The organism is Streptomyces sp. WAC07094 (genome assembly GCF_036320405.1).
In the GTDB taxonomy this organism is placed as follows: Bacteria; Actinomycetota; Actinomycetes; order Streptomycetales; family Streptomycetaceae; genus Streptomyces; species Streptomyces lannensis.
Window position 1 is genome coordinate 5,722,454 of sequence record NZ_JAVMJZ010000001.1, and the last position, 18,288, is coordinate 5,740,741.

At 71.6% G+C, this 18,288-nt stretch carries 14 protein-coding genes; 4 read left to right on the forward strand and 10 right to left on the reverse strand.

What is annotated here, in order from left to right; genetic code table 11:
• Positions 1-19: 19 nt before the first annotated feature.
• From fxsT to RCR19_RS25275, 5 genes are all read right to left on the reverse strand, one after another.
• Positions 20-3,955: an FxSxx-COOH system tetratricopeptide repeat protein gene (gene fxsT, locus RCR19_RS25255; protein ID WP_331267197.1), complete on the reverse strand. Its 3,936-nt coding sequence runs from the start codon at positions 3,953-3,955 to the stop codon at positions 20-22.
• Positions 3,952-5,268, reverse strand: coding sequence for a TIR-like protein FxsC (locus tag RCR19_RS25260; RefSeq protein WP_331267198.1), 1,317 nt, complete (start codon positions 5,266-5,268; stop codon positions 3,952-3,954). The genes fxsT and RCR19_RS25260 overlap by 4 nt, the downstream gene beginning before the upstream one ends.
• A 107-nt stretch (positions 5,269-5,375) precedes the next feature.
• Positions 5,376-6,140: an AAC(3) family N-acetyltransferase gene (locus RCR19_RS25265; RefSeq protein WP_331267199.1), complete on the reverse strand. Its 765-nt coding sequence runs from the start codon at positions 6,138-6,140 to the stop codon at positions 5,376-5,378.
• Between the two features lies 1 nt (position 6,141).
• Positions 6,142-8,307: a radical SAM/SPASM protein FxsB, inactivated metallohydrolase extension form gene (gene fxsB / locus RCR19_RS25270; RefSeq protein WP_331267200.1), complete on the reverse strand. Its 2,166-nt coding sequence runs from the start codon at positions 8,305-8,307 to the stop codon at positions 6,142-6,144.
• A 141-nt stretch (positions 8,308-8,448) separates the two neighbouring features.
• Positions 8,449-8,628: a hypothetical protein gene (locus tag RCR19_RS25275; protein ID WP_331267201.1), complete on the reverse strand. Its 180-nt coding sequence runs from the start codon at positions 8,626-8,628 to the stop codon at positions 8,449-8,451.
• 245 nt (positions 8,629-8,873) lie between these two features.
• Between RCR19_RS25275 and RCR19_RS25280 the strand changes: the two genes are divergently transcribed.
• Positions 8,874-9,788 carry a DUF4231 domain-containing protein gene (locus RCR19_RS25280; RefSeq protein WP_331267202.1) on the forward strand — a complete coding sequence of 305 codons (915 nt, stop codon included), beginning with the start codon at positions 8,874-8,876 and terminating at the stop codon, positions 9,786-9,788.
• Between the two features lie 47 nt (positions 9,789-9,835).
• On the opposite strand, the gene RCR19_RS25285 is transcribed toward RCR19_RS25280, so the two are convergent.
• The 4 genes from RCR19_RS25285 to RCR19_RS25300 all read right to left on the reverse strand — a co-directional run bounded on the left by RCR19_RS25285 (position 9,836) and on the right by RCR19_RS25300 (position 14,662).
• Entirely contained in the window at positions 9,836-10,303 is a 468-nt protein-coding gene (locus tag RCR19_RS25285; RefSeq protein WP_331269550.1) for a hypothetical protein, read from the reverse strand.
• 292 nt (positions 10,304-10,595) lie between these two features.
• Positions 10,596-11,633: a rod shape-determining protein gene (locus RCR19_RS25290; protein ID WP_331267203.1), complete on the reverse strand. Its 1,038-nt coding sequence runs from the start codon at positions 11,631-11,633 to the stop codon at positions 10,596-10,598.
• Between the two features lie 241 nt (positions 11,634-11,874).
• Positions 11,875-13,221, reverse strand: a complete 1,347-nt coding sequence (locus tag RCR19_RS25295; protein WP_331267204.1) for a carboxyl transferase domain-containing protein — start codon at positions 13,219-13,221, stop codon at positions 11,875-11,877.
• Positions 13,214-14,662 (reverse strand): acyl-CoA synthetase, encoded by a 1,449-nt coding sequence (locus tag RCR19_RS25300; protein WP_331267205.1) that lies wholly within the window; start codon positions 14,660-14,662, stop codon positions 13,214-13,216. The genes RCR19_RS25295 and RCR19_RS25300 overlap by 8 nt, the downstream gene beginning before the upstream one ends.
• Before the next feature lie 344 nt (positions 14,663-15,006).
• Here RCR19_RS25300 and RCR19_RS25305 point away from each other — a divergent pair, with 344 nt between their 5' ends.
• A complete protein-coding gene (locus RCR19_RS25305; protein ID WP_331267206.1) occupies positions 15,007-15,888 on the forward strand; it encodes a hypothetical protein in 882 nt (293 codons plus the stop codon).
• Here the strand turns inward: RCR19_RS25305 and RCR19_RS25310 are convergent.
• Positions 15,872-16,468 (reverse strand): hypothetical protein, encoded by a 597-nt coding sequence (locus RCR19_RS25310; RefSeq protein WP_331267207.1) that lies wholly within the window; start codon positions 16,466-16,468, stop codon positions 15,872-15,874. The two genes, RCR19_RS25305 and RCR19_RS25310, sit on opposite strands and share 17 nt — an antisense overlap.
• Positions 16,469-16,642: 174 nt before the next feature.
• Between RCR19_RS25310 and RCR19_RS25315 the strand changes: the two genes are divergently transcribed.
• Positions 16,643-17,416 (forward strand): IclR family transcriptional regulator, encoded by a 774-nt coding sequence (locus tag RCR19_RS25315; RefSeq protein WP_331267208.1) that lies wholly within the window; start codon positions 16,643-16,645, stop codon positions 17,414-17,416.
• Positions 17,413-18,258 carry an SMP-30/gluconolactonase/LRE family protein gene (locus RCR19_RS25320; RefSeq protein ID WP_331267209.1) on the forward strand — a complete coding sequence of 282 codons (846 nt, stop codon included), beginning with the start codon at positions 17,413-17,415 and terminating at the stop codon, positions 18,256-18,258. Before RCR19_RS25315 ends, RCR19_RS25320 begins: the two co-directional genes overlap by 4 nt.
• The last annotated feature ends 30 nt before the right edge of the window (positions 18,259-18,288 follow it).

Below are 18,288 nucleotides of genomic sequence, written 5' to 3' on the forward strand. Positions count from 1 at the left end.
GGGCCGGGGTCGACGGTGGTCAGACGGCGAGCGGTTCGAGGTCGCGGTAGATGCGGCGGCCCTCCGACGCCACCTGGATGATGCCGTTGTCGTCGCCGAGCAGCCGGCGCAACTCGTCCAGCGTCTCCTCGCGCAGCCGGCGGGCCTCGTCCGGGCGGCCGAGTGCAGCGAGGGTCAGGGCGAAGTTGGCGACCACGGCCAGCGTCTCCGGATGGTGCTGGCCGAGCACGGTGCCGAGTGTCGCCATCGCCTTCTCCTCAAGTTCCCTGGCCTCCTCGAACCGGTCCTGGTCCGCGAGGACGTTGGCGTAGTTGATGCCGCAGAACAGGGTGTGCGGGTGACGTTCCCCCAGGACTTCCGCCATGCGCGGCAGCACCTGCTGGAACACCTCCTCCGCCTTCGCGACGTCCCCGCAGCCCCAGTGGAAGATGCCGAGGTTGTTGAGCGCGGCCTGTGTGTACGGGTGGGCCTCTCCCGGCACCTTGACGTACTCGCTCAGCGCCTCCCGGGCCACCTCGCGCGCCGGTTCCCGCTCGTCCGCCGCGAACAGGTCGGCGGCGAGGTTGAGATCGCAGGCGAGGGAGTCCGGGGTCGGCTTCGGGTACTGCGCCCGGTACTGGCCGCGGGTCGCCGTCGTGAGCCGCCGCGCGTCCTCGAACTGCCCCGCGCGGCGCAGCGAGACGGCGAGCGACTTGGCGCACCGCAGGGTGCCGGGGAAGTCCTTGCCCAGGATGCGCTTGTGCGCGTCGTACGTCCGGGAGAGCAGCGCCACCGACTCCGAGTAGCGGCCGACCTCACGCAGATCGCGGCCGAGGCGCTCGGCCGAGGCCAGCGTGTAGGGGTGATCCGGCCCCAGGACCTCTATCCGGCGGTCGAGGGTGTCCTGGTCCAGAACGCGTGCGTCGCTGTAGCGGCCGACCATGCGCAGCGCCAGCGCGAGGTTGTTGGCGGCGCTCAGGGTCCTGCGGTGCGACTCGTGGAAGATCTGGCTGAACCCCTCGTGCGCCTCGCGCGCGAGGTCCACCGCCGAACGGTACTCGCCGAGCGCCGCGAGATCACTGGCCAGATTGGAGGTCGTCACATACGTGTGCGGGTGCGAGTGCCCGAGCACCCGGCGCTGCCGCTCCAGGAGTTCGGTGTCGATCCCGCGGGCCTCCACGTAACGTCCCTGGGAGCGCAGCACGCTGGCGAGTTGGCAACGCAGATACAGGTACTGCACGTCGTCCTCGCCGAGCAGGTCCTTCCAGTGGGCGAGCAGTTCCTCGGCACGGCGCTGGGCGCCGGGGAAGTCACCGCGCTTCCAGAGGTAGCGGACACGGTCGATGAGCAGCCGGCGGGTCGGGGCGTCGGTGCAGTTGCGGGCGTCCGAGGCGGTCAGATGAGGCCAGATGACGGCGAAGCGCGGCCAGGTCTCGGGGTCGTCGATGGGTTCGTCGCCGTCCGGGCGGGCACCGGCCAGCACGGTGTGCACGACGTGGCGGGCCTCCCGCTGCTCCTCCTCGGACAGCTGCGAGCGGATCACGGCCTGCACCAGCCGGTGGACCTGGATGCTGTTGCTGACCTGGTCGACCTTCGCCAGCGCGAACCGGCCGATCTCCCGGATGATGCGCCCGAGCAGCAGACTCTCCTGGAGGGAGGAGTCGTACGGGCGCAGGGCGTCGATCATCTCCTTGCTGTAGAGCAGGTGCGAGGAGATCGGCTCGGGGGCCAGGAAGGCGCACAGCTGGAGGAGCCGGACCGAGGCGGGGGACCGTTCCGCGAGCCGGGCGATGGAGATGTTCCACGTCGCCGCCACCGAGTGGGAGTAGTCGGCGGGCTGGTTGAGGGCCAGCACATCGGTGGTCTGTTCGGCCAGCTGCTGCAGGTAGTCCTCGATCGGGGTGGCCGTCTCGGCGAGCCAGGCGGCCGTCTGCTCCACCGCCAGCGGCAGGTCTCCCACCGCGTTCGCCACCTGGTCGGCTTCGGTCGTGGTCAGCCCGGAGGCCCTGCGTGTCAGGTGCTCGACGCTCTCCTCGCGCAGGAAGACCTCGATGGGCACGGAGGTTCCCTGTTGCGCCCAGGCCTGGTTGCGCGAGGTGACGAGGATGTGCCCGCCGCCGCCCTGGGGGAAGTAGCGGGTGAGCCACGCCGGGTCGTCGGCGTTGTCGAAGACGAGGATCCAGCGTTTGGTCGGCAACCCCCGGGCGAGCATCTGTACGGCTTCCTGGCTGGCCAGTGTCATGTCTTCGCCGCCGGGCGCTCCGATCCGGGCGCCCAGTTCGGCCAGAGAGGCGACCACGTTGTCCTCGTGCTCGGCCGAGGTCCACCACACCAGGTCGTAGTCGGCCATGAAGCGGTGCACGTACTCGATGGCGACCTGCGTCTTGCCGACCCCGCCGAGGCCGAACAGGGCCTGCGGCTGCGGCACGACGCCGGACATGCTGCCGGCGAGGTCGTCGCGGACCCGGTCGAGGATGAGGTTGCGGCCGGTGAACGTGCTGTTGCGCAGCGGCGCGTTCCAGTGCGCCGGGGTGTTGCCGGGGAAGCGCGGACCCGCGGTGCCGGTGTCGACCGGCTGGCTCGGCAGGCCGATGGCGCCCAGCAGTCCGACGACGCACTGGGCCTCGTCCAGCCGATGGAGGTCGACCGGGTTGTGGTCGAGGTACGAGGTGAGCAGCCGCACCTCATCGACGCGGAGCGGGATGACCGAACCGCTCGGGGTCTCCTGGTCGGACTCCGTCAGGGCGCGCCAGACCGCGTCGGCGTACCGGGACTTCTGGAAGGCGTTGGACAGGAGGACCACCGTGCGCGTGGTGGGGTTCGGGCGTTCGACGGGGCCCGCCGAGGTGTCGTGCAGGGTCACATGGCAGCCGACCCGCTTCAGCAGGGCCTCGACCCAGTCGGCCCACATGCGGTTCTCCGCCGCGTAGGCCACGACGACGTCCGCCGTGCTGGTGATGGGCCGCCGTCGCAGGAACGCGTCACGGCAGCGCAGCCGCACCGGTTCGGGGATCGGCGGCAGGGACGCGATCTCGCCCTCGGAGACGACGGCGGTGAGGCGTTCGAAGGCGGAGAGCAGTGAGTTGGCGATGCCGCTTTCGTCGCCGACCGTGGCCAGCGTCTCCTCGTAGGCGTAATAGGGGCGGTAGGGGATCTCGATGTTGCCCCAGTAGGCGGTCTGCTCCTCCGGGCTGAGATCACTGTCGTCCGGTCCCTTGGGCAGCCCCTCGAACTTGAGCCTGGCCAGTGCCCGTCCGGCGTCGACCTTCTCCTTCTCGCCCTCGTCGATGCGCATCGGGACGGGAAGCACCCGGATCCTGCGCTTGCGGTAGCCGTCCTGGACGCTGCGGGCCACGGCGGCGGCGCCGTCCATGGACTGGTCGCTGAGGGTGAAGCAGTCCACGAGCACGTCCGGCATCTGGATGGTGCAGATGTCCGCGCTGTCCGACAGCCCCGTGCGGCTGTCGATCAGGACGTAGTCGTACGACGCCTTCATGCTGTCGCGCAGCGCGTCCAGGAAGAGTCCGCCGCCCAGCCGTTCGTAGAAGTTGTCCCACTCGAACGAGGACACGGTGGCCGAGTAGGTGCGGTCCTGCCGGCCGGCGGACAGGAAGTCGAGCGAGCCGCCTTCGGCGAAACGCAGTCCGAGCCGCTCCGGCGTCAGCGAGATGGCGTGCTGCTCGACGTCCGCGTAGTCCACGTGCCAGGGCCCGGAGCGCTGGGCTCCGGTGGTCGCCGCCCAGGCGTACTCGTTGATGATGTCGATGACGCCGGTGGTGGCCGCGAGCGCGTTGGAGTCGAGGAACGGGTGGAAGAAGCGATGCAGGCCCGGGGCTTCCAGGTCCCAGTCGACGGCCAGGACGCGTTTGCCGTTGGCCGCGAGGATCCACGCGGTGTTGGCCAGGGCCATCGTGCGGCCCGTTCCACCTTTGTACGAGTAGAAGGTGATGATGCGTCCGTCGTGCGCGGCCGTCATGCTTCTCCTCCGTTGTCGGGTCCCGCGTCCAGGTAGGGCGGCTGGTGGGTCGGGCCCATGAGTCGGGGCCGGGGCACGTGCGGACCGGCGGGTGGATGGGCCGTCGCGTGCTTGAGGTACTGCCGGAACGTGTGTGCCACGACCAACGGGAGCACGTCGGTGAAGGCCTTGAGGCTGGGGATGCCGTTGACGGCCATTCGGCAGTCGGTGCGCCGGCCCCGGTCCAGGATCATCGGCAGGGTGTTTTCCAGTTTCTCCGCCAGCTTGCGGCCCTCCGCGCCGTGGCACTGGACGTCGGACCGGTTCCAGGGGACGACGGCGTTGACCCAAGGCCGGGCCTTGGAGTCGAACTCCGCGAGTCTGCGGCGGCGTTCCTCGTCGGTGAGGACCCATCGGTCTACCAGCAGAATGCCCGGCCGTCCCGACGGTGCCTTGGCCACATCGTCGTCGTCGGTGCCGCCGGTGTCCTCGTCGTCGAAGGAGGAGACCGTGATGCGGTAGTCCAGCGACCGGATCAGCTCTTCGGCGAGGGTGGACAGCGGGCGGGTGCTCTCCGAGTGGTAGGGGTTCCAGTCCTGGGCCTCCTCGCCGTACGGCCTGACGTCACGGTGCTGGGGAAGGCTGTCGCGGGTGGGGGCGGCCACGGTCAGATGGATGTGGCGGGGCCCCTCACCGCGTGGCTTGAAGGCGCTGGGCGTGGACTCGTACGGACGGGGTCTGCCGGCCGGCAGCGGCGACTCGTGGGCGACCCGCACGATGCGCTGAGCGAGACCCAGCACTATCTCCTCGTACTCGTCGCGCAACCGGTTGAGTTTGATGAGCCCGTATATCCCGTGCGCTGTGTAGCGTTCCCCGAAGGCGCCGTGGTCGATGTGGATATGCCGTACGGAGTCGGGAAGCTGGGCATAGTCCACGCGTGTCCACAGGGCCGGGACGATGGCGGGGACATCGCCCTCGCCCGCGGCCCGCGCGCGCAGGATCCGCTCGTGGAAGGCGAACCACTCGCGCCCGCACATCTCACTGGTGAAGTAGCGCGGGGAGAAGAGCGGAACGAACACGCGGCAGGTGGCGAGGTTCTCGCTGAGCTTCTCCGGCCAGCCGTCCCCGGAGCGCAGTTCCCGGTCCATGAAACCCGCCGGGGTGCCGGCCGGAAGATCGGTCAGCGCCATGATGTGGTCGCACAGGTCGGTGAAGAGCACGTGCACCCAGTGGTCGGGGTCGCCACCGCCCGATCCCCAAGGCGGCGTGTGGGCGTAACTCAGAAAGAAATACGGCCGGTTGTCCGCCTCGCGACCCCGCTCGGATACGTTCACACGCCCCCCCGCCAGTGGATGACCCGCGCCCCACCGACGGTGTCATCCGGCCAGAACCAACAATGTGCACGACGACATGGCGGTACGTGTCATTGGTTTCACGTCATTCAGTGGCGATATTCAGACATCCGTGCACAGACGAAGTCGACGGCGGGCCGCATGTCGAGCAAGGTGACCCGTCTGCTTGCCAGTTCGCCCCGGGTCTGCACCTCCGGAGGAAGTTCGGCTCCGACGGCGGCGAAGTCCGAGTCGTTGAGGGATGTGTCCTCGTACGAGACCCAGTTGCCCGGTTCGCCGACCACACAGTGGTACATGCGCCGCGGCCGGGGCGGCGTCGTTCGGTACTCGGCGAGGTGGAACGCGGTGCACACCTCGAACCCCACCCGCAGCAGCAGGATCTGGGCGTCGGCGTCGTACAGCCGGGCAAGCGGCGAGCGCTCTCCCAGCAGGCACTGCGGGTCGTGGCCACCGACCAGCTCCGCCGCCAGCGGGCCGAGAGCGGCGAAGGAGGTCTGGGGGTGGGAACTGCGCACCGCACCGGGTGAGGTGCGCACGCACTCGGCGAGCACGCCCATCGCCGGACAGGGGGTCGTGCCCGGATCGAACGCCGGCATCGAGGCCCGGTACTGCTCCTGCTCCCGTTCCGTCATGCCGGCTGTCAGCGCCCGATAAGCGCGTGAGGTCCGGGAGTTCTCCTGCGTGAAGGCGGGCACGACGAGGGTGCCGTCCGGACCCAGCGCGTCGAGCAGGGCGTCGCGCACCTCGGTGGCCCGCAGCCCACTGCCCCCGAGTGAAGCGTGCACCATGAGGACGCCGCTTCGGCGGACACCCGACTCCTTCAGAAGCAGGCCGAGTTCATGGGAACCGGTCATGCTATCGGGCCCATTCGTGCCATTCGGCCCACCACTGGCCGACCAGCGCCGCGCCGGTCTCGCTGAGGTCGCACTCCGGCTCCGCGTCCAGTGCGGTGAGCGCGCGATGGGCCTCCTTCAGCGCGATCTCCCTGACGGCGGTGTCGGGCCGGTCGACGAGGTCCCAGGCGCAGACGTCGGCGAGGGCCTCGCCGGCCTCGAGGAGCAGCCGGGCGGTCGGGCGACCGGGCACCGCGAGGTCGGTGGTCTCCCGCAGGGCGGTGTACCGGGCCCGCCGGCCGAGGCGCCGCAGCTGCTGCGCGATGTGTTCCGGCTCGGCGTCCACGGCGACTCCCATGGCGCCGGGAGCGTACCCGCCGAGCTGGACGCCCGCGCCCCTCGCCAGCGGTGTCACCACCCACGGCAGGAGCGTCTGCGGGTCGCTGCGCCATGCGGGCAGGAGCTTGTCCAGGAGGCCGTGGGCAAGGCGGACGCGCTTGCCGAAGAGCTCGCGTTCATCGGAGGTCAGCGGCGCGTGGACCGCTGCGGGGAAGGCGTCCCGGAACGGGTCCGCGTCGTCCAGCAGCGGCCCGCCGTCGACGGAGTGCAGAGGGCGCCACAGGGGATGCCCGTCGGCGGCGGTGTGTACCTGCTCCGTACCACCCGGGTGGCGTACTCGCAGGCCGTCCGCGCTCGTGGTGACCTCGACCCGGCCCGGGGCGGGCAGGCGGAGCGTGCCCAGCGTCGGCAGGTGCAGCTGTGGGTCGTGCTGGTCCCAGGCCAGCGTCACCTCGACGTGCGCCCGCACGGCTGCCGCCACGGTGAGCCGGCCGAGCCAGGCGGACAGAGTGCGGCCGCTCCCGGCCTGACGCAGCGCACGGCGGACGTACGGATGCGACTGCACCAGGTCCACCAGGGGTCCGGCGTCGGCGTCCCGGTCCAAGTCGGCCAGCACGTGCCAGGCGCTGTCCCAGTCCGTGTCGCCGGCGGTCCTGCTGTTCGCGTCTCTCAGTAGATCGCGTGTCAACTCTGCTTGTGCGATGGCGAGTTCGGCGCTGTCGTGCACGGCGGGCGAGAGCTCCGGCGTGTACATCCGTGCTGCGACGCCGTCGACGAAGGTCCGCAGGTCCGCGCAGTAGACGGAGGGGTTGTCGAAGCCTCGTTCGGAGCTGTAGCGGTGGGTGTAGAGCCCGCCTCCGCAGGACTCGACCACGGGGCAGCGCCGACAGGCGTCGCTGAGGCCGTCGATGCCGAGCTGCCGCGCGCGTACGCCCGGGTGGCGGGCGAACTCCTCGAACGTGTGATTGAAGACGTCGTAGCCGGTGGCCGGGGCGCCGTCATAGGCCGCCTTCAGCGAGTCCGCCTGCTCGATCGCACCGTCGGTCTCCACGACCGCGAGTTCGGACGGCGCCAGCCCCATGGCTTCGGTGAGGCTGGGGCCCCCGCGCAGGGTGCTCAGCACCGAGTCGAAGGTACGCACCTCCATCGGTCGACCCTGCTCGAGCCAGCGGTCGAAGATGCGCAGCAGCCAGTCGGCATACGGAGTAGTGGATTCCGAAAATCCCGGTGGGGGATTGTCCCAGGTGGAATGCGGCAGCAGATAGTCGATTCGGGGCGGCTGCAGAGTCGTGAGTGCGTCGTGGACCGCGACCGGGTCGTTCTTGATGTCGACCGTGCACAGGATGCCCTGGAAGAGGTGCCGGTATTCGGGCGCCCGTAGACGCTCGATTCCATTCAGCACTCTTTCGTGACTGCTGCGTCCGCGTCGGTCCAGTCGGTGAAGGTCGTTGGCCGCCTCGTCTCCGTCGAGCGAGATGCCGACTTTGACACCGAATTCCCGTAGGACCTCCAGATGCCGTCCGCGTAACAGGACGCCATTGGTGTGCATGATGAGGTTCACCGTGGTGACGGGGGACAGGATGCGGGTGATTTCCGCGCAGATGCGCCGCAGCCGTTCGGGCCCCACAAGGAGGGGTTCGCCGCCGTGAAGAATCACTGCGACGGATTCGAGTCGATGTGCCGCTGCATAGGCGGAGAGGCGCAGGGAGACCTGTGTGACCGTCTCCTCGGAAATCACGACCGGTCGCGTCTTCCAGCTCTGGTCGGCGAGCTCGTACATATAGCAGTGATCGCAAGCGAGATTGCATCTGCTATGGATCTTCAGGACCAGTTCCTGGATTTGCGTCACCGAGACATACTACGGGGAGCCGGACGCCGGGATGACCTCAAGTACTCACTCGATCAGGTGAGTTGGTGACCGGGTACCGTAACCCGGGCCCCCGACGACGGGTCCGCCGGGGAGCTCCGGGTCATGTGATCGCCTACCGCATCACAGCGCGGCGTCAAAGGCGATCGGCTTCTTCGAACGCCATCCTTCGGCGTCCGTCAGGCGACTTGTCGACCTCACCGCGGACGTCTTGTCGGCGGCGGTGGAGGCAAGGGGAGTGAGGCGGCGCACCGGTCGGGGTTCGACCGATTCGTGCTGGATCTTGGTGGCCGTCGAGTTCATGGCTTTCTCATGGCTCCAGTTCGGCTTGTAGACAGATCCAGCCCGTTTCCCGTCGCAAGGTAGGGATGACCGTGTGGGCGTTGGGACCTGTAGACGTCTGGAGACAGCCTGAGACCTGTTGACGGATGCTCTTGGCGGGAACGCTAACACGGTGGGCATGCAATCGCCCACCGGGGGTGTCCAAATGCTCCACTCGTGGAGCAGGATTTTTCCAGGTGTTCGCTTGCCGGCAGTCGGGGGAGAGCATGCGAGCTGGAACTCCGGGTCCCACCGTGACGTTGGGCGACGGCGATCTTCCGCCACTCTTTCGAGTCAGTGACCGAAGAGCGTTGGCCCGTCAGGGGGAATCCTTCCGCGCCGTCCGTACCCAACTGGTGGTTCTTCTCATGGCCGCCGCGGCCGCCATGCTGGCCGAACATCTCCACAGTCATATTCCTGCGGCAATCGCGGCCGTGCTGTACGCCCTGACCATCGCCATCGGTCTGCGCACCTCCCGGCGCCGCGCCCGCGCGCACTGGCAGGCGCACCGTGCCGTCGCCGAGCTGCTGAAGTCGCTGGCGTGGCAGTACATGGTCCACGGGGGGCCGTTCCACTCGAGGGTGGCCAATCCCGAGGCGCTGTTCGCTGAACGACTGGAGGAGCGGCTGCGGGAGTTGCGCAAGGTCGGGTGGGAGGACGAACGGAACGGGGCCGGTGCGCGTGGCGCGGGGCAGATCACGCCGGTGATGCGGGCGGTGCGCGGGAAGCCGTACGAGGTGCGCCGGGACATCTATCTGCGGGACCGGCTCCTGGAGCAGCACGGCTGGTACAAGCGCCGGGCCGCTCAGACCCACCGGTCCTCCGTGCGCTGGTCCTCCGTCACGGCCGTGCTGTCGCTGCTCGCCCTTCTCGCGGCGGTGCTCCGGGCCGCGGGCGTCATCGAGGGCTGGGACCTGACCGGGTTGCTCAGCGCGGGCGCGGCGGCCGGAGTGGCCTGGCAGGAGGTGCGTCGCCATCGGCCGCTGACATACGCGCACTCGCTCGTGGAGCAGGATCTGGAGACCCTGCGGATCACGATGAGTACGACCGTGACCGAGGAGCGGTGGGCCGAGGCGGTGGAACAGGCGGAGCGGCTGGTGTCGCCGCAGCACTCGGACTGGCTGGTCAAGTTCGGAAACTGAGGCCCTGTCGGGCGGTGTGCGCCGACGGCCGCCGGTCGTTCGGTGCGTCAGTCGCGTCCCACGCCCGGCTGCCACAGCACGGTCACCGGCACCCCGGTGCGCCGCGCGTACGCCACCACGTCACCGGTGCCGCCGGGGCCCCGGGCCGGGCGGCCGTCCCAGACCGCGACCAGCCGGTCGGAGTGGTCGACGATCCAGCGGCCCGCCGCGTAGTAGGCCTCTTCGTGTGTGTCCTCGACCGGCAGGTCCACCCTGGTTGCGCAGGAGCCGAGCAGCCGACGGTAGGCGGCCCGCGTCTCGGCGTCCCCGAGATGGGCCTCGTAGTCCATGCCCGGGATCACGGCCGTGACCGGTACGCCGTTGGCCAGGGCGATGTCGGCGAAGAGCTGGTCCGCGCCCGCCGCCAGGCTGCTGAGGGCCTCCAGGCGTCCCTCGGCACTGAGTTGCCGGCGCATGCCGGACAGTACGGACGGCAGGACGGCGGCCGGGATCGACCTGTGGCCGGTGACGCCGATGCGGGTGACGCGGGTCCGGACGGAGGAACGGGGGGACGGAGGAGTCCGGGGCGCGACGGTGAACCCTGCGGCGGTGTGCCGAGGGGCGATGGCACGTCGCGCGGCCGCGTCGGTCGCACCGGTTCCAGTCACGGATACGTCTTCCCCATCGCCGTACGTGAACACACCCCGGTGCGCAGGGGCGCACGGCGGCAGGCCCGGCGCAGGGCGGGGCGCGACGCCCGGCCGCCGGACGCATGTACGGGCGTCTTCGGGGCCGGGGTGCCGCGAACGGGCCCGGCCCCGGACGACGTCAGGCCGCCAGCGGATTCAGTACCAGCGGCTGGATCCTGCCCTCGAGCATCGCGCCCAGGCCCTGGACCGCGCAGATGTCCGGGCGTTCGGCGATGTGCACGGGCATGCCCGTCGCCTGGCGGAGCATCTGGTCCAGGCCCGGCAGCAGGGCGCTGCCGCCGACCATCATGATCCCCCGGTCCACCAGGTCGGCCACCAGGTCGGGCGGGCAGTCCCGGAGCACCTTGCCGATGCCGTCGAGGACGGCGGTCAGCGGGGTCTGGATGGCGATCCGTACGGCGGCGGTGTCGACCAGCACCGAACGGGCGAGACCGGTCGCCACGTCCCGGCCCTGGATCTCGGTGGCCGCGGGTCCGTGCGGGGTCAGCCCGTTGCCGGAGAGGGCGACCTGCAGCGGCCGTACCGACTGACTCGGCAGCATCAACGCGTGTTCGTGGCGCAGGTGCTGCACGATCGCGTGGTCGACCGCCTCGCCGCCCACCGGGACCCGCTCGGCCGTGACGATGTTGCCCAGCGACAGAACGGCGATCTGGGTGGCGGCCGCACCGCACACCATGATCATGGAAGCCTCGGCCTGCTCGACGGGCAGGCCGCAGCCGACGGCGGCCGCCACGAGCGTGTCCACGAGCTCCACCCTCCTGGCCCCCAGTCCGACGAGGGTCTCGATGGCCGCGCGCTGGGCCAGCGGGTCCGCGTCGTGCGGGGTGCAGGCGGCGGCCCGCAGCCGGGGCTTGCGGCGCAGTTTGCGGCGCAGCCTCTCGCCGAGCAGCTGGCGCAGCATGCGCTGGGCCATCTCGATGTCCACGACCGTGCCGCCGGAGACGGGCCGTACCACCCGGATGTACGAAGGCGTGCGTCCCGTCATCTTCTCGGCGAGTTCACCGACCGCTATCAGCGCACCGTTGCGCGTGTTGACGGCGGCAGCGCTGGGCTGATCCACCACCAGCCCGGCACCCTTGACGTACACACGGGTCCGGGCCGCCCCCAGGTCGACGGCGAAATGGCAACGGCGCAGCTGGTCCAGACTCACGGTCATGGCGGTACCTTCCGAAACAGGCCGCGGGTGGCCGCCGGGCGGCGGGCCTCTCCTCCCCCATCGTGTGCCGCGGGCGGGGACCGCGCCTCTCGAGGTGGGCCGGGCGGGGCGGCTCCGGGCGAGTGATCTCGGGCGCGCCGGGTGCCCCGGAAGTCCGTCTGCCGGCCCGGGCCGTGCCCGGCCGCGAGGGCGCCGCGGGCGCGCGCGGCGCCCGGGGCCGGGGCGGAGCGCGCCCGCGAGATCATCCGGCCGGCGCGGTGTCCCCGCCGACGATCCCGCGTACGACCCCCAGGGCCACCAGGTCCTGGGGGCGCAGCCGGAGCTGGTCCGCCGTGGCCCGCACCTCGTGCGCCGGGCGCTTGAGTATCGCGGCGGCGAGCTCAGGCGCGATGACGGAGAAGTAGCTGTCGGGGGTGACCCAGGTGTTGCCGGGCGCGGCCGGCGCCAGGGCGCCGCCGGAGCCGCCCTCGCCGATCACCAGCGTGGTGAGCGGCGTACGGGCGGTGGCGACCGCGGCGAACAGGTCCGCGATGGCGGCGCCCGCGCCCTGCCGCTCGGCCTCCGCGTCGTTGGCGGCGCCCGGTGTGTCCACCAGCGTCAGCACGGGGATCGACAGGGTGTCCGCCAGCCGGATCAGCCGGGCGGCCGTGCGGTATCCCGCGGGGCGGGTCGCGGTGCCGGTCTGTGCGGCGTAGGCGATCGTACGGCCGTCGTGGGAGCCGAAACCGCACAGCATGCCCTCGTCGCGGCCACCGCAGCGGTCGCCGCCAAGGGCCACCCGGCTGGTGAAGTAGGCGTCCAGGTAGGCCTGCGCCCGCGGCCGCAGGGGGTCACGGGCGCGCCGGACGGCGTCCCAGCCGGTCGCCGGGAGGTCCACCCGGCCGAGCGCCCCGGGCACCGGGGCGGGGTCGGACGACGGCGCGGTCAGCAGACCGAGCCATCGGCCCACCGTGTCCCGCAGTTCCCGGGGCCGTACGAGGGCGTCGACCGTGCCCGCCGCCAGCTGCGCCTGCGCCGTGTACGCCGCCGGGTCCGCGTCCGCAGGGCGCACCCGGGAGCCTGCGAACCCCACCTGGACGTCCGGCAGGGCCAGCACCACGTCGGCGCCCGCGCCCAGCGTGGCCCAGCCCCCGCCGGTCGTCGGGTCCCGCAGGACGGAGAGCTGTGGCAGGCCTTCGGCGCGGGTGAGCGCCGACTGCCGGGCCACGCGCTGGAGCTGGGTGAGCGCGAGCATGCCCTCCTGCATCCGGCTGCCGCCGGTCGCGACCAGCGAGACGACCGGGAGCCGGTGCTCACGGGCGTGGATGTGCGCCGCCTCCAGCCGGTCACCGGTGCGCTCGCCGAGGGAGCCGCCGAGGAAGCCGAACTCGAACGCGATCAGCACGGCCGGGGTGCCGCCGACGGTCGCGTGTCCGCAGACCACGGACTCGTCCTCGCCGGTGCGCGCGGCGGCGCGGGCACGCGAGGCGTCGTAGCCGGCCCACTCCAGCGGGCCGTCGGGCCGGTAGGTCCCGGCCGGGTGGGGGAGTTCGGCGAAGTCGTCGGTGAGGAGGGCGAGGGCCTGCCGTGCGGTCGGGCGGTCAGGCATCGCCCAGCGCCCGCTTCATGATCTTCCCCATGTCGTTGCGGGGCAGGGCGCCGAGGTAGCGCACGACGCGTGGGCGCTTGTGCGGGGCGAGCCGCCGCGCCACATGGTCGGCCAACTCCTCCGCGCCGGGCGGGTCCCCGGCGTCCGCCGGCACGACCCATGCGACGATCCGCTCGCCGAGGTCCTCGTCGGGTTCCCCGGTGACGGCCGCCTCCCGCACCCCCGGGTGCTCCAGCAGCGCGTTCTCGATCTCGCCCGCACCGATCTTGTAGCCGCCGCTCTTGATGAGGTCGGTGGCCTTGCGGCCCACGATGCGCACATACCCGTCGGCCTCACGGACCGCCATGTCGCCGGTGCGGAACCAGCCGTCGGCGGTGAACGCCGCGGTGGTGGCGTCGGGACGGTTGAGGTACTCGGTGAACAGGTTCGGCCCGCGGACCTGGATCTCGCCCACCGTCTCCCCGTCGTCACCCGCGACGGGCGAGCCGTCCTCCTCGACGAGCCGCAGCTCCACACCGGGCAGCGGCACGCCGACCGTGCCCGGACGCGCCTCCCCGTCGGCGCGCACGCTCGTGTTCATCAGGGTCTCCGTCATCCCGTACCGCTCGACCACCCGGCGGCCGGTCGCGGCGGCGATCCGCTCGTGGTCGTGCACCGGCAGCGCGGCGGACCCCGAGACCAGCAGCCGGGCCCGGCCCAGCGCCTCGGCGAGGGCGGGGTCGCCCGGCAGCGTCTCCGCGATCCGGTGGTACATCGTCGGTACCCCGAACAGCATGGTCGCGCCCGCGCCCAGCTCGCGCGCCACGCCCGCGGTGCTGAAGCGGCCCAGGTGCCGCACGGATCCGCCGCGGCGCAGCGGGCCGAGCACACCGAGCACCAGACCGTGCACATGGAACAGGGGCAGCCCCTGCACCAGCACGTCGTCCCCGGTCCACTCCCAGGCGTCCGCGAGCGCGTCGAGGGTGGCGGCCACCGCACGGCGGGGGATGACGGCGCCCTTGGGCGGCCCGGTGGTTCCGGAGGTGTACACGACGAGGGCGGGGCTCTCCTCGTCCACCTCGGCGGGCGCGTACGCCCCGGAGCCGTGCACATCGACCGTCACTCTCTCCAACGCGCTCACCGGCGGCGGGAGTTCGTCGCCCGGAGCGGTCAGCACCACGGAGGGCACACTGTCCGAAAGGATGTGCCCCAGCTCCTTCTCCCCGGACTTCGGGTTGAGCGGTACGACGGGCACACCGGCGGTCAGCGCGGCCACCACCGCGACGGCGGTCTCCAAGGACGGCGTGGCCCACACGGCCACCCTTCCCGCACCGCCGATCCGCCCGGCGAGCGCGCCGGCCGCCGCGGCAAGCTCCGCGTACGTCAGGGTCCGCTCACCGAAGCGCAGGGCGGGCCGCCGCCCGGCCGAGGGCCCCGTCAGGGCCGGAAAGAGGGAGGACACGCGAGGTACTCCTGGGCTCGAAGCGGACGTACGGACTCAAGGACCGTTCCTACATCACGGCGGGCGAAAACCCTTCCCCGCGGTGACGGACACCTCATCCCACCACGGCAGGTACCGGTCCGCGCATGCCGCTACCGTGCCCTGCCCGGGGGACCGCCGCTGCTCGACCGATGCGCGGCCGGTCGACGTGGCGGATCTCGGCGCATCCCGCCCTTGCGGCCGTTCCCCGTTCGGTCGACGGCTGCCGTGGCTTCACCGAAGGTGAAGGTCAACAAGGTTGTGGCGGTTCCCCTGCCCGTTGTTAACCTGCGCCCAGCAGCCGCCGTACGAACAGGAGTGCAGACGTGCCCCGCCCCGCAGCCCGAGTCGCACTGGTCACGTGCCGCCCCAGGCCGGAGGTCTCGGTCGACCGGGATCTGCCGGGAATTGTGGCGGAGTTGAGGGCGGCCGGTGCCGCCGCCGACGCCGTGTACTGGGACGACCCCGACATCGACTGGGCGGCCTACGACCTGGCCGTGATCCGCTCCACGTGGGACTACAGCTGGCGCGCGGCGGAGTTCACGGCGTGGGCCGAGCGCTGTGCGAACGTCACACGGCTGGCCAATCCGGTGGACGTCGTGCGCTGGAACACGGACAAGCGGTACCTCGGAGACCTTGCCGCGGCAGGCGTCCCCGTCGTCCCCACGCGGTACCTCGCCCCCGGCGAGCCCGTCGACCTGCCCGAGGACCACGAGTACGTCGTCAAGCCCACCTCGGGCGCGGGCGCCCGCTACGCCGCCCGGTACACCCCGGCGGAGCGGGCCACCGCCGTGCGCCAGCTCCAGCGGATGCACGCGGAGGGGTTCACCGCGATGGTGCAGCCCTATGTGAAGAACATCGACGTCAGCGGAGAGCGGGCCCTGCAGTTCTTCGGCGGGCGGTTGCTGCACGCCAGCCGGAAGGGTGCCGTTCTCGCGCCCGGAACACCGTACGACGAGAAGAAGGTGGCCCACCCCCGTCTGGAGGCCTGGACCCCGGCCCCGGAGGAACTGGCCGTCGCCGAGCGGGCCCTGGCGGCGATACCGGGCTCGGAGGAGCTCCTCTACGCCCGGGTCGACCTCGTCGACGGCGCGGACGGCGGTCCGTGTGTGATGGAGCTGGAGCTGGTCGAGCCCAATCTGTTCCTCGACCTGCACGCGGGGTCGCTGCCGACGGTGGTGGAGGCCGTCCTCACGGCCGCCCGCTGACGCCCGTCCGCTGCAACAGCCCCCAGGTGAACTCCGCGGCCACGTCGCGCCGCTCACCGGAGGCGTCCGGCGCGGTGAAGGCCAGACCCCAGCGGGTGGGGGCCGTGCCCTCCAGCGGGCGGGCCGGCGCGAAGGCGCGCGCCACCTCGTCGACCGTGCAGGACCAGGGGGTGAGGTCCTCCAGGGTCTTCAGCTTCGGGCCGGGCGCATCCGGCGCCCGTACCAGCCACTCGTTCCACACCACCCCGTTCGGCGCCACCAGGATCTCGAAGCGCAGATCCGGCCAGAGCGGGACCGGCCAGAGCACCGCCCGGCAGTCCAGGTCGCCGATCCTGCGGTCCTGTGTCGACTCGGGTTCACCGAGGACGGAACGGTAACGGGAGGCGGCGGCGCGGGCGCGGGGGGAGTGCAGCATCGCCTGCCAGCGCCGGTTCGCCTCGCGCATGTCGGCGATCGAGACCCCCAGTTCGTGGCGGGCGTTCTCGACGAGGTCCGGGTTGTGGTCGGCCATGCGGCGCAGCAGGACCAGCTGGAAGTCGACGGGTGTGAAGGGGCCGGTGGGGCGCTTCGCGGACGACATGCACACCATCCTCGCCCACGGTCACGGCACGGGTACGGCGACCGCCCCTCGGGACGGGCCTCGGGACGACGTCACCCGGACCGGGCCATTGCCCGGCCGAGTCCACTGTGATTAGCCTGTGTTCGCCATGCCGATCGCCGGTTGAAATTTCGAACGCAAGGGAGGGGGCCGGTCGTGGGACGCCTTGTACCTGCCGTGACCCGGGCTCTCGACATATTGGAGCTCTTCCTGGACGGGGACGGGACGCTCTCCGCCCCCGACATCGTGCGCAAGCTCCAGCTGCCCCGTACCACCGTGCACGAGCTGGTCACCACGCTCGCCGCACGCTCCTACATCGTCCAGGTGCCGGGGCAACCGGGACGCTACCGGCTCGGCGTGCGGCCCTACCAGCTCGGCAGCCGCTACGCCGAGCAGCTGGACCTCGCCGCCGAGGGCCAGCACGTCGCCCGGTCCGTCGCCGAGACCTGCGACGAGACCGTGCACGTGGCGATCCTCGAGGGCACCGACGTCATCTACATCGCCAAGGTCGACTCCACGCACGCCGTGCGGATGGTGTCGGCGGCGGGCCGCCGGCTGCCGGCCCACTGCACCTCCGTCGGCAAGATGCTCCTCGCCTCCCTCCCGGCGGAGGAACTGGCCGACCGCATCCCCGACGGCGCGGAACTCGTCGCGATGACCCCCAACAGCATCACCGACCCGGCGGTCCTGCGCACGGTGCTGGGCGAGATCCGCGGACGCGGTCTCGCCGTGGAGACCCGCGAGTCCAACCCCGACGTCAGCTGCGTCGCCGCGCCGGTGCGCGACCGCGCCGGACAGGTCGTCGCCGCGCTCTCGATCTCCGTACCGATGATCCGCTGGAGCGACGAGCGCCGTGCCGAGCTCGAGCAGCTCGCCGCGAAGGGCGCCGCGGAGCTCTCCGAGAGGCTCGGCCACAGGGGTGCCGCATGACGGGCTACGAGGTCGCCGTACGGGCCGAAGCGGCCCTGGGCGAGGGGCCGACATGGGACACCGGCGCCCGGCTTCTGATATGGATCGACATCCTGGGCTCACGGGTGCACACCTATGACCCCGCCTCGGGACGCCGCACGGTCATGGCCACGGAACAGCACGTGGGGGCCGCCAAGCCGCGCGCCGGCGGCGGTCTGGTGGTGAACCTCCGCGACGGAGTCGGCCTGTACGGGCCCGGCGGCAGCGACTTCCGCTGGTTGCACCGCGAGGTCGTCCCGGGCCGCCGCGCCAACGACGCGGCCGTCGCCGCTGACGGATCACTGTGGGCGGGCACCATGCGGTACGACGAGGCACCGGGCGGTGGCACGCTGTCCCGGATCACAGCCGACGGCGAGGTCCTGACGGTGCTGGACGACGTCGCCGTCAGCAACGGCACGGGCTGGAGCCCCGACGGCCGGCTGATGTACTACATCGACTCGCCGACCCGGCGGGTCGACGTCCTCGATGTGCGCGACGACGGGCTCCCGGCAGGCCGGCGCCCGCTGGCCCACGTCGACCGCGGCTTCCCCGACGGGCTCGCCGTCGACGCCGACGGCTGTGTCTGGGTCGCTCTGTGGGACGGCGGCGCGGTACACCGCTACACTCCCTCCGGCGTGCTGGACCGGGTCCTCGAGCTGCCCGTCCGCCGTCCGACCGCGTGTGCGTTCGGCGGGCCGGACCTGGCCGACCTGTACATCACCACCGCCCGTACGGGGCTGGACGCACCGCATCCGCTCTCCGGTTCGGTGCTCGTCGTGCCGGGCGCCGGAAAGGGCCTGCCGCAGCCGGCGTTCGCGGGCTGACCCCTCGTCGGGGGCCCAGGCCCGCCCGGC

What these genes read in the sequence shown, in the direction of transcription:
- fxsT (WP_331267197.1), bottom strand. Translation starts at nt 3,955, where the DNA reads ATGACGGCCGCGCACGACGGACGCATCATCACCTTCTACTCGTACAAA.
- RCR19_RS25265 (WP_331267199.1), bottom strand. Translation starts at nt 6,140, where the DNA reads ATGACCGGTTCCCATGAACTCGGCCTGCTTCTGAAGGAGTCGGGTGTC.
- RCR19_RS25275 (WP_331267201.1), bottom strand. Translation starts at nt 8,628, where the DNA reads ATGAACTCGACGGCCACCAAGATCCAGCACGAATCGGTCGAACCCCGA.
- RCR19_RS25280 (WP_331267202.1), top strand. Translation starts at nt 8,874, where the DNA reads ATGCGAGCTGGAACTCCGGGTCCCACCGTGACGTTGGGCGACGGCGAT.
- RCR19_RS25290 (WP_331267203.1), bottom strand. Translation starts at nt 11,633, where the DNA reads ATGACCGTGAGTCTGGACCAGCTGCGCCGTTGCCATTTCGCCGTCGAC.
- RCR19_RS25295 (WP_331267204.1), bottom strand. Translation starts at nt 13,221, where the DNA reads ATGCCTGACCGCCCGACCGCACGGCAGGCCCTCGCCCTCCTCACCGAC.
- RCR19_RS25310 (WP_331267207.1), bottom strand. Translation starts at nt 16,468, where the DNA reads ATGTCGTCCGCGAAGCGCCCCACCGGCCCCTTCACACCCGTCGACTTC.
- RCR19_RS25320 (WP_331267209.1), top strand. Translation starts at nt 17,413, where the DNA reads ATGACGGGCTACGAGGTCGCCGTACGGGCCGAAGCGGCCCTGGGCGAG.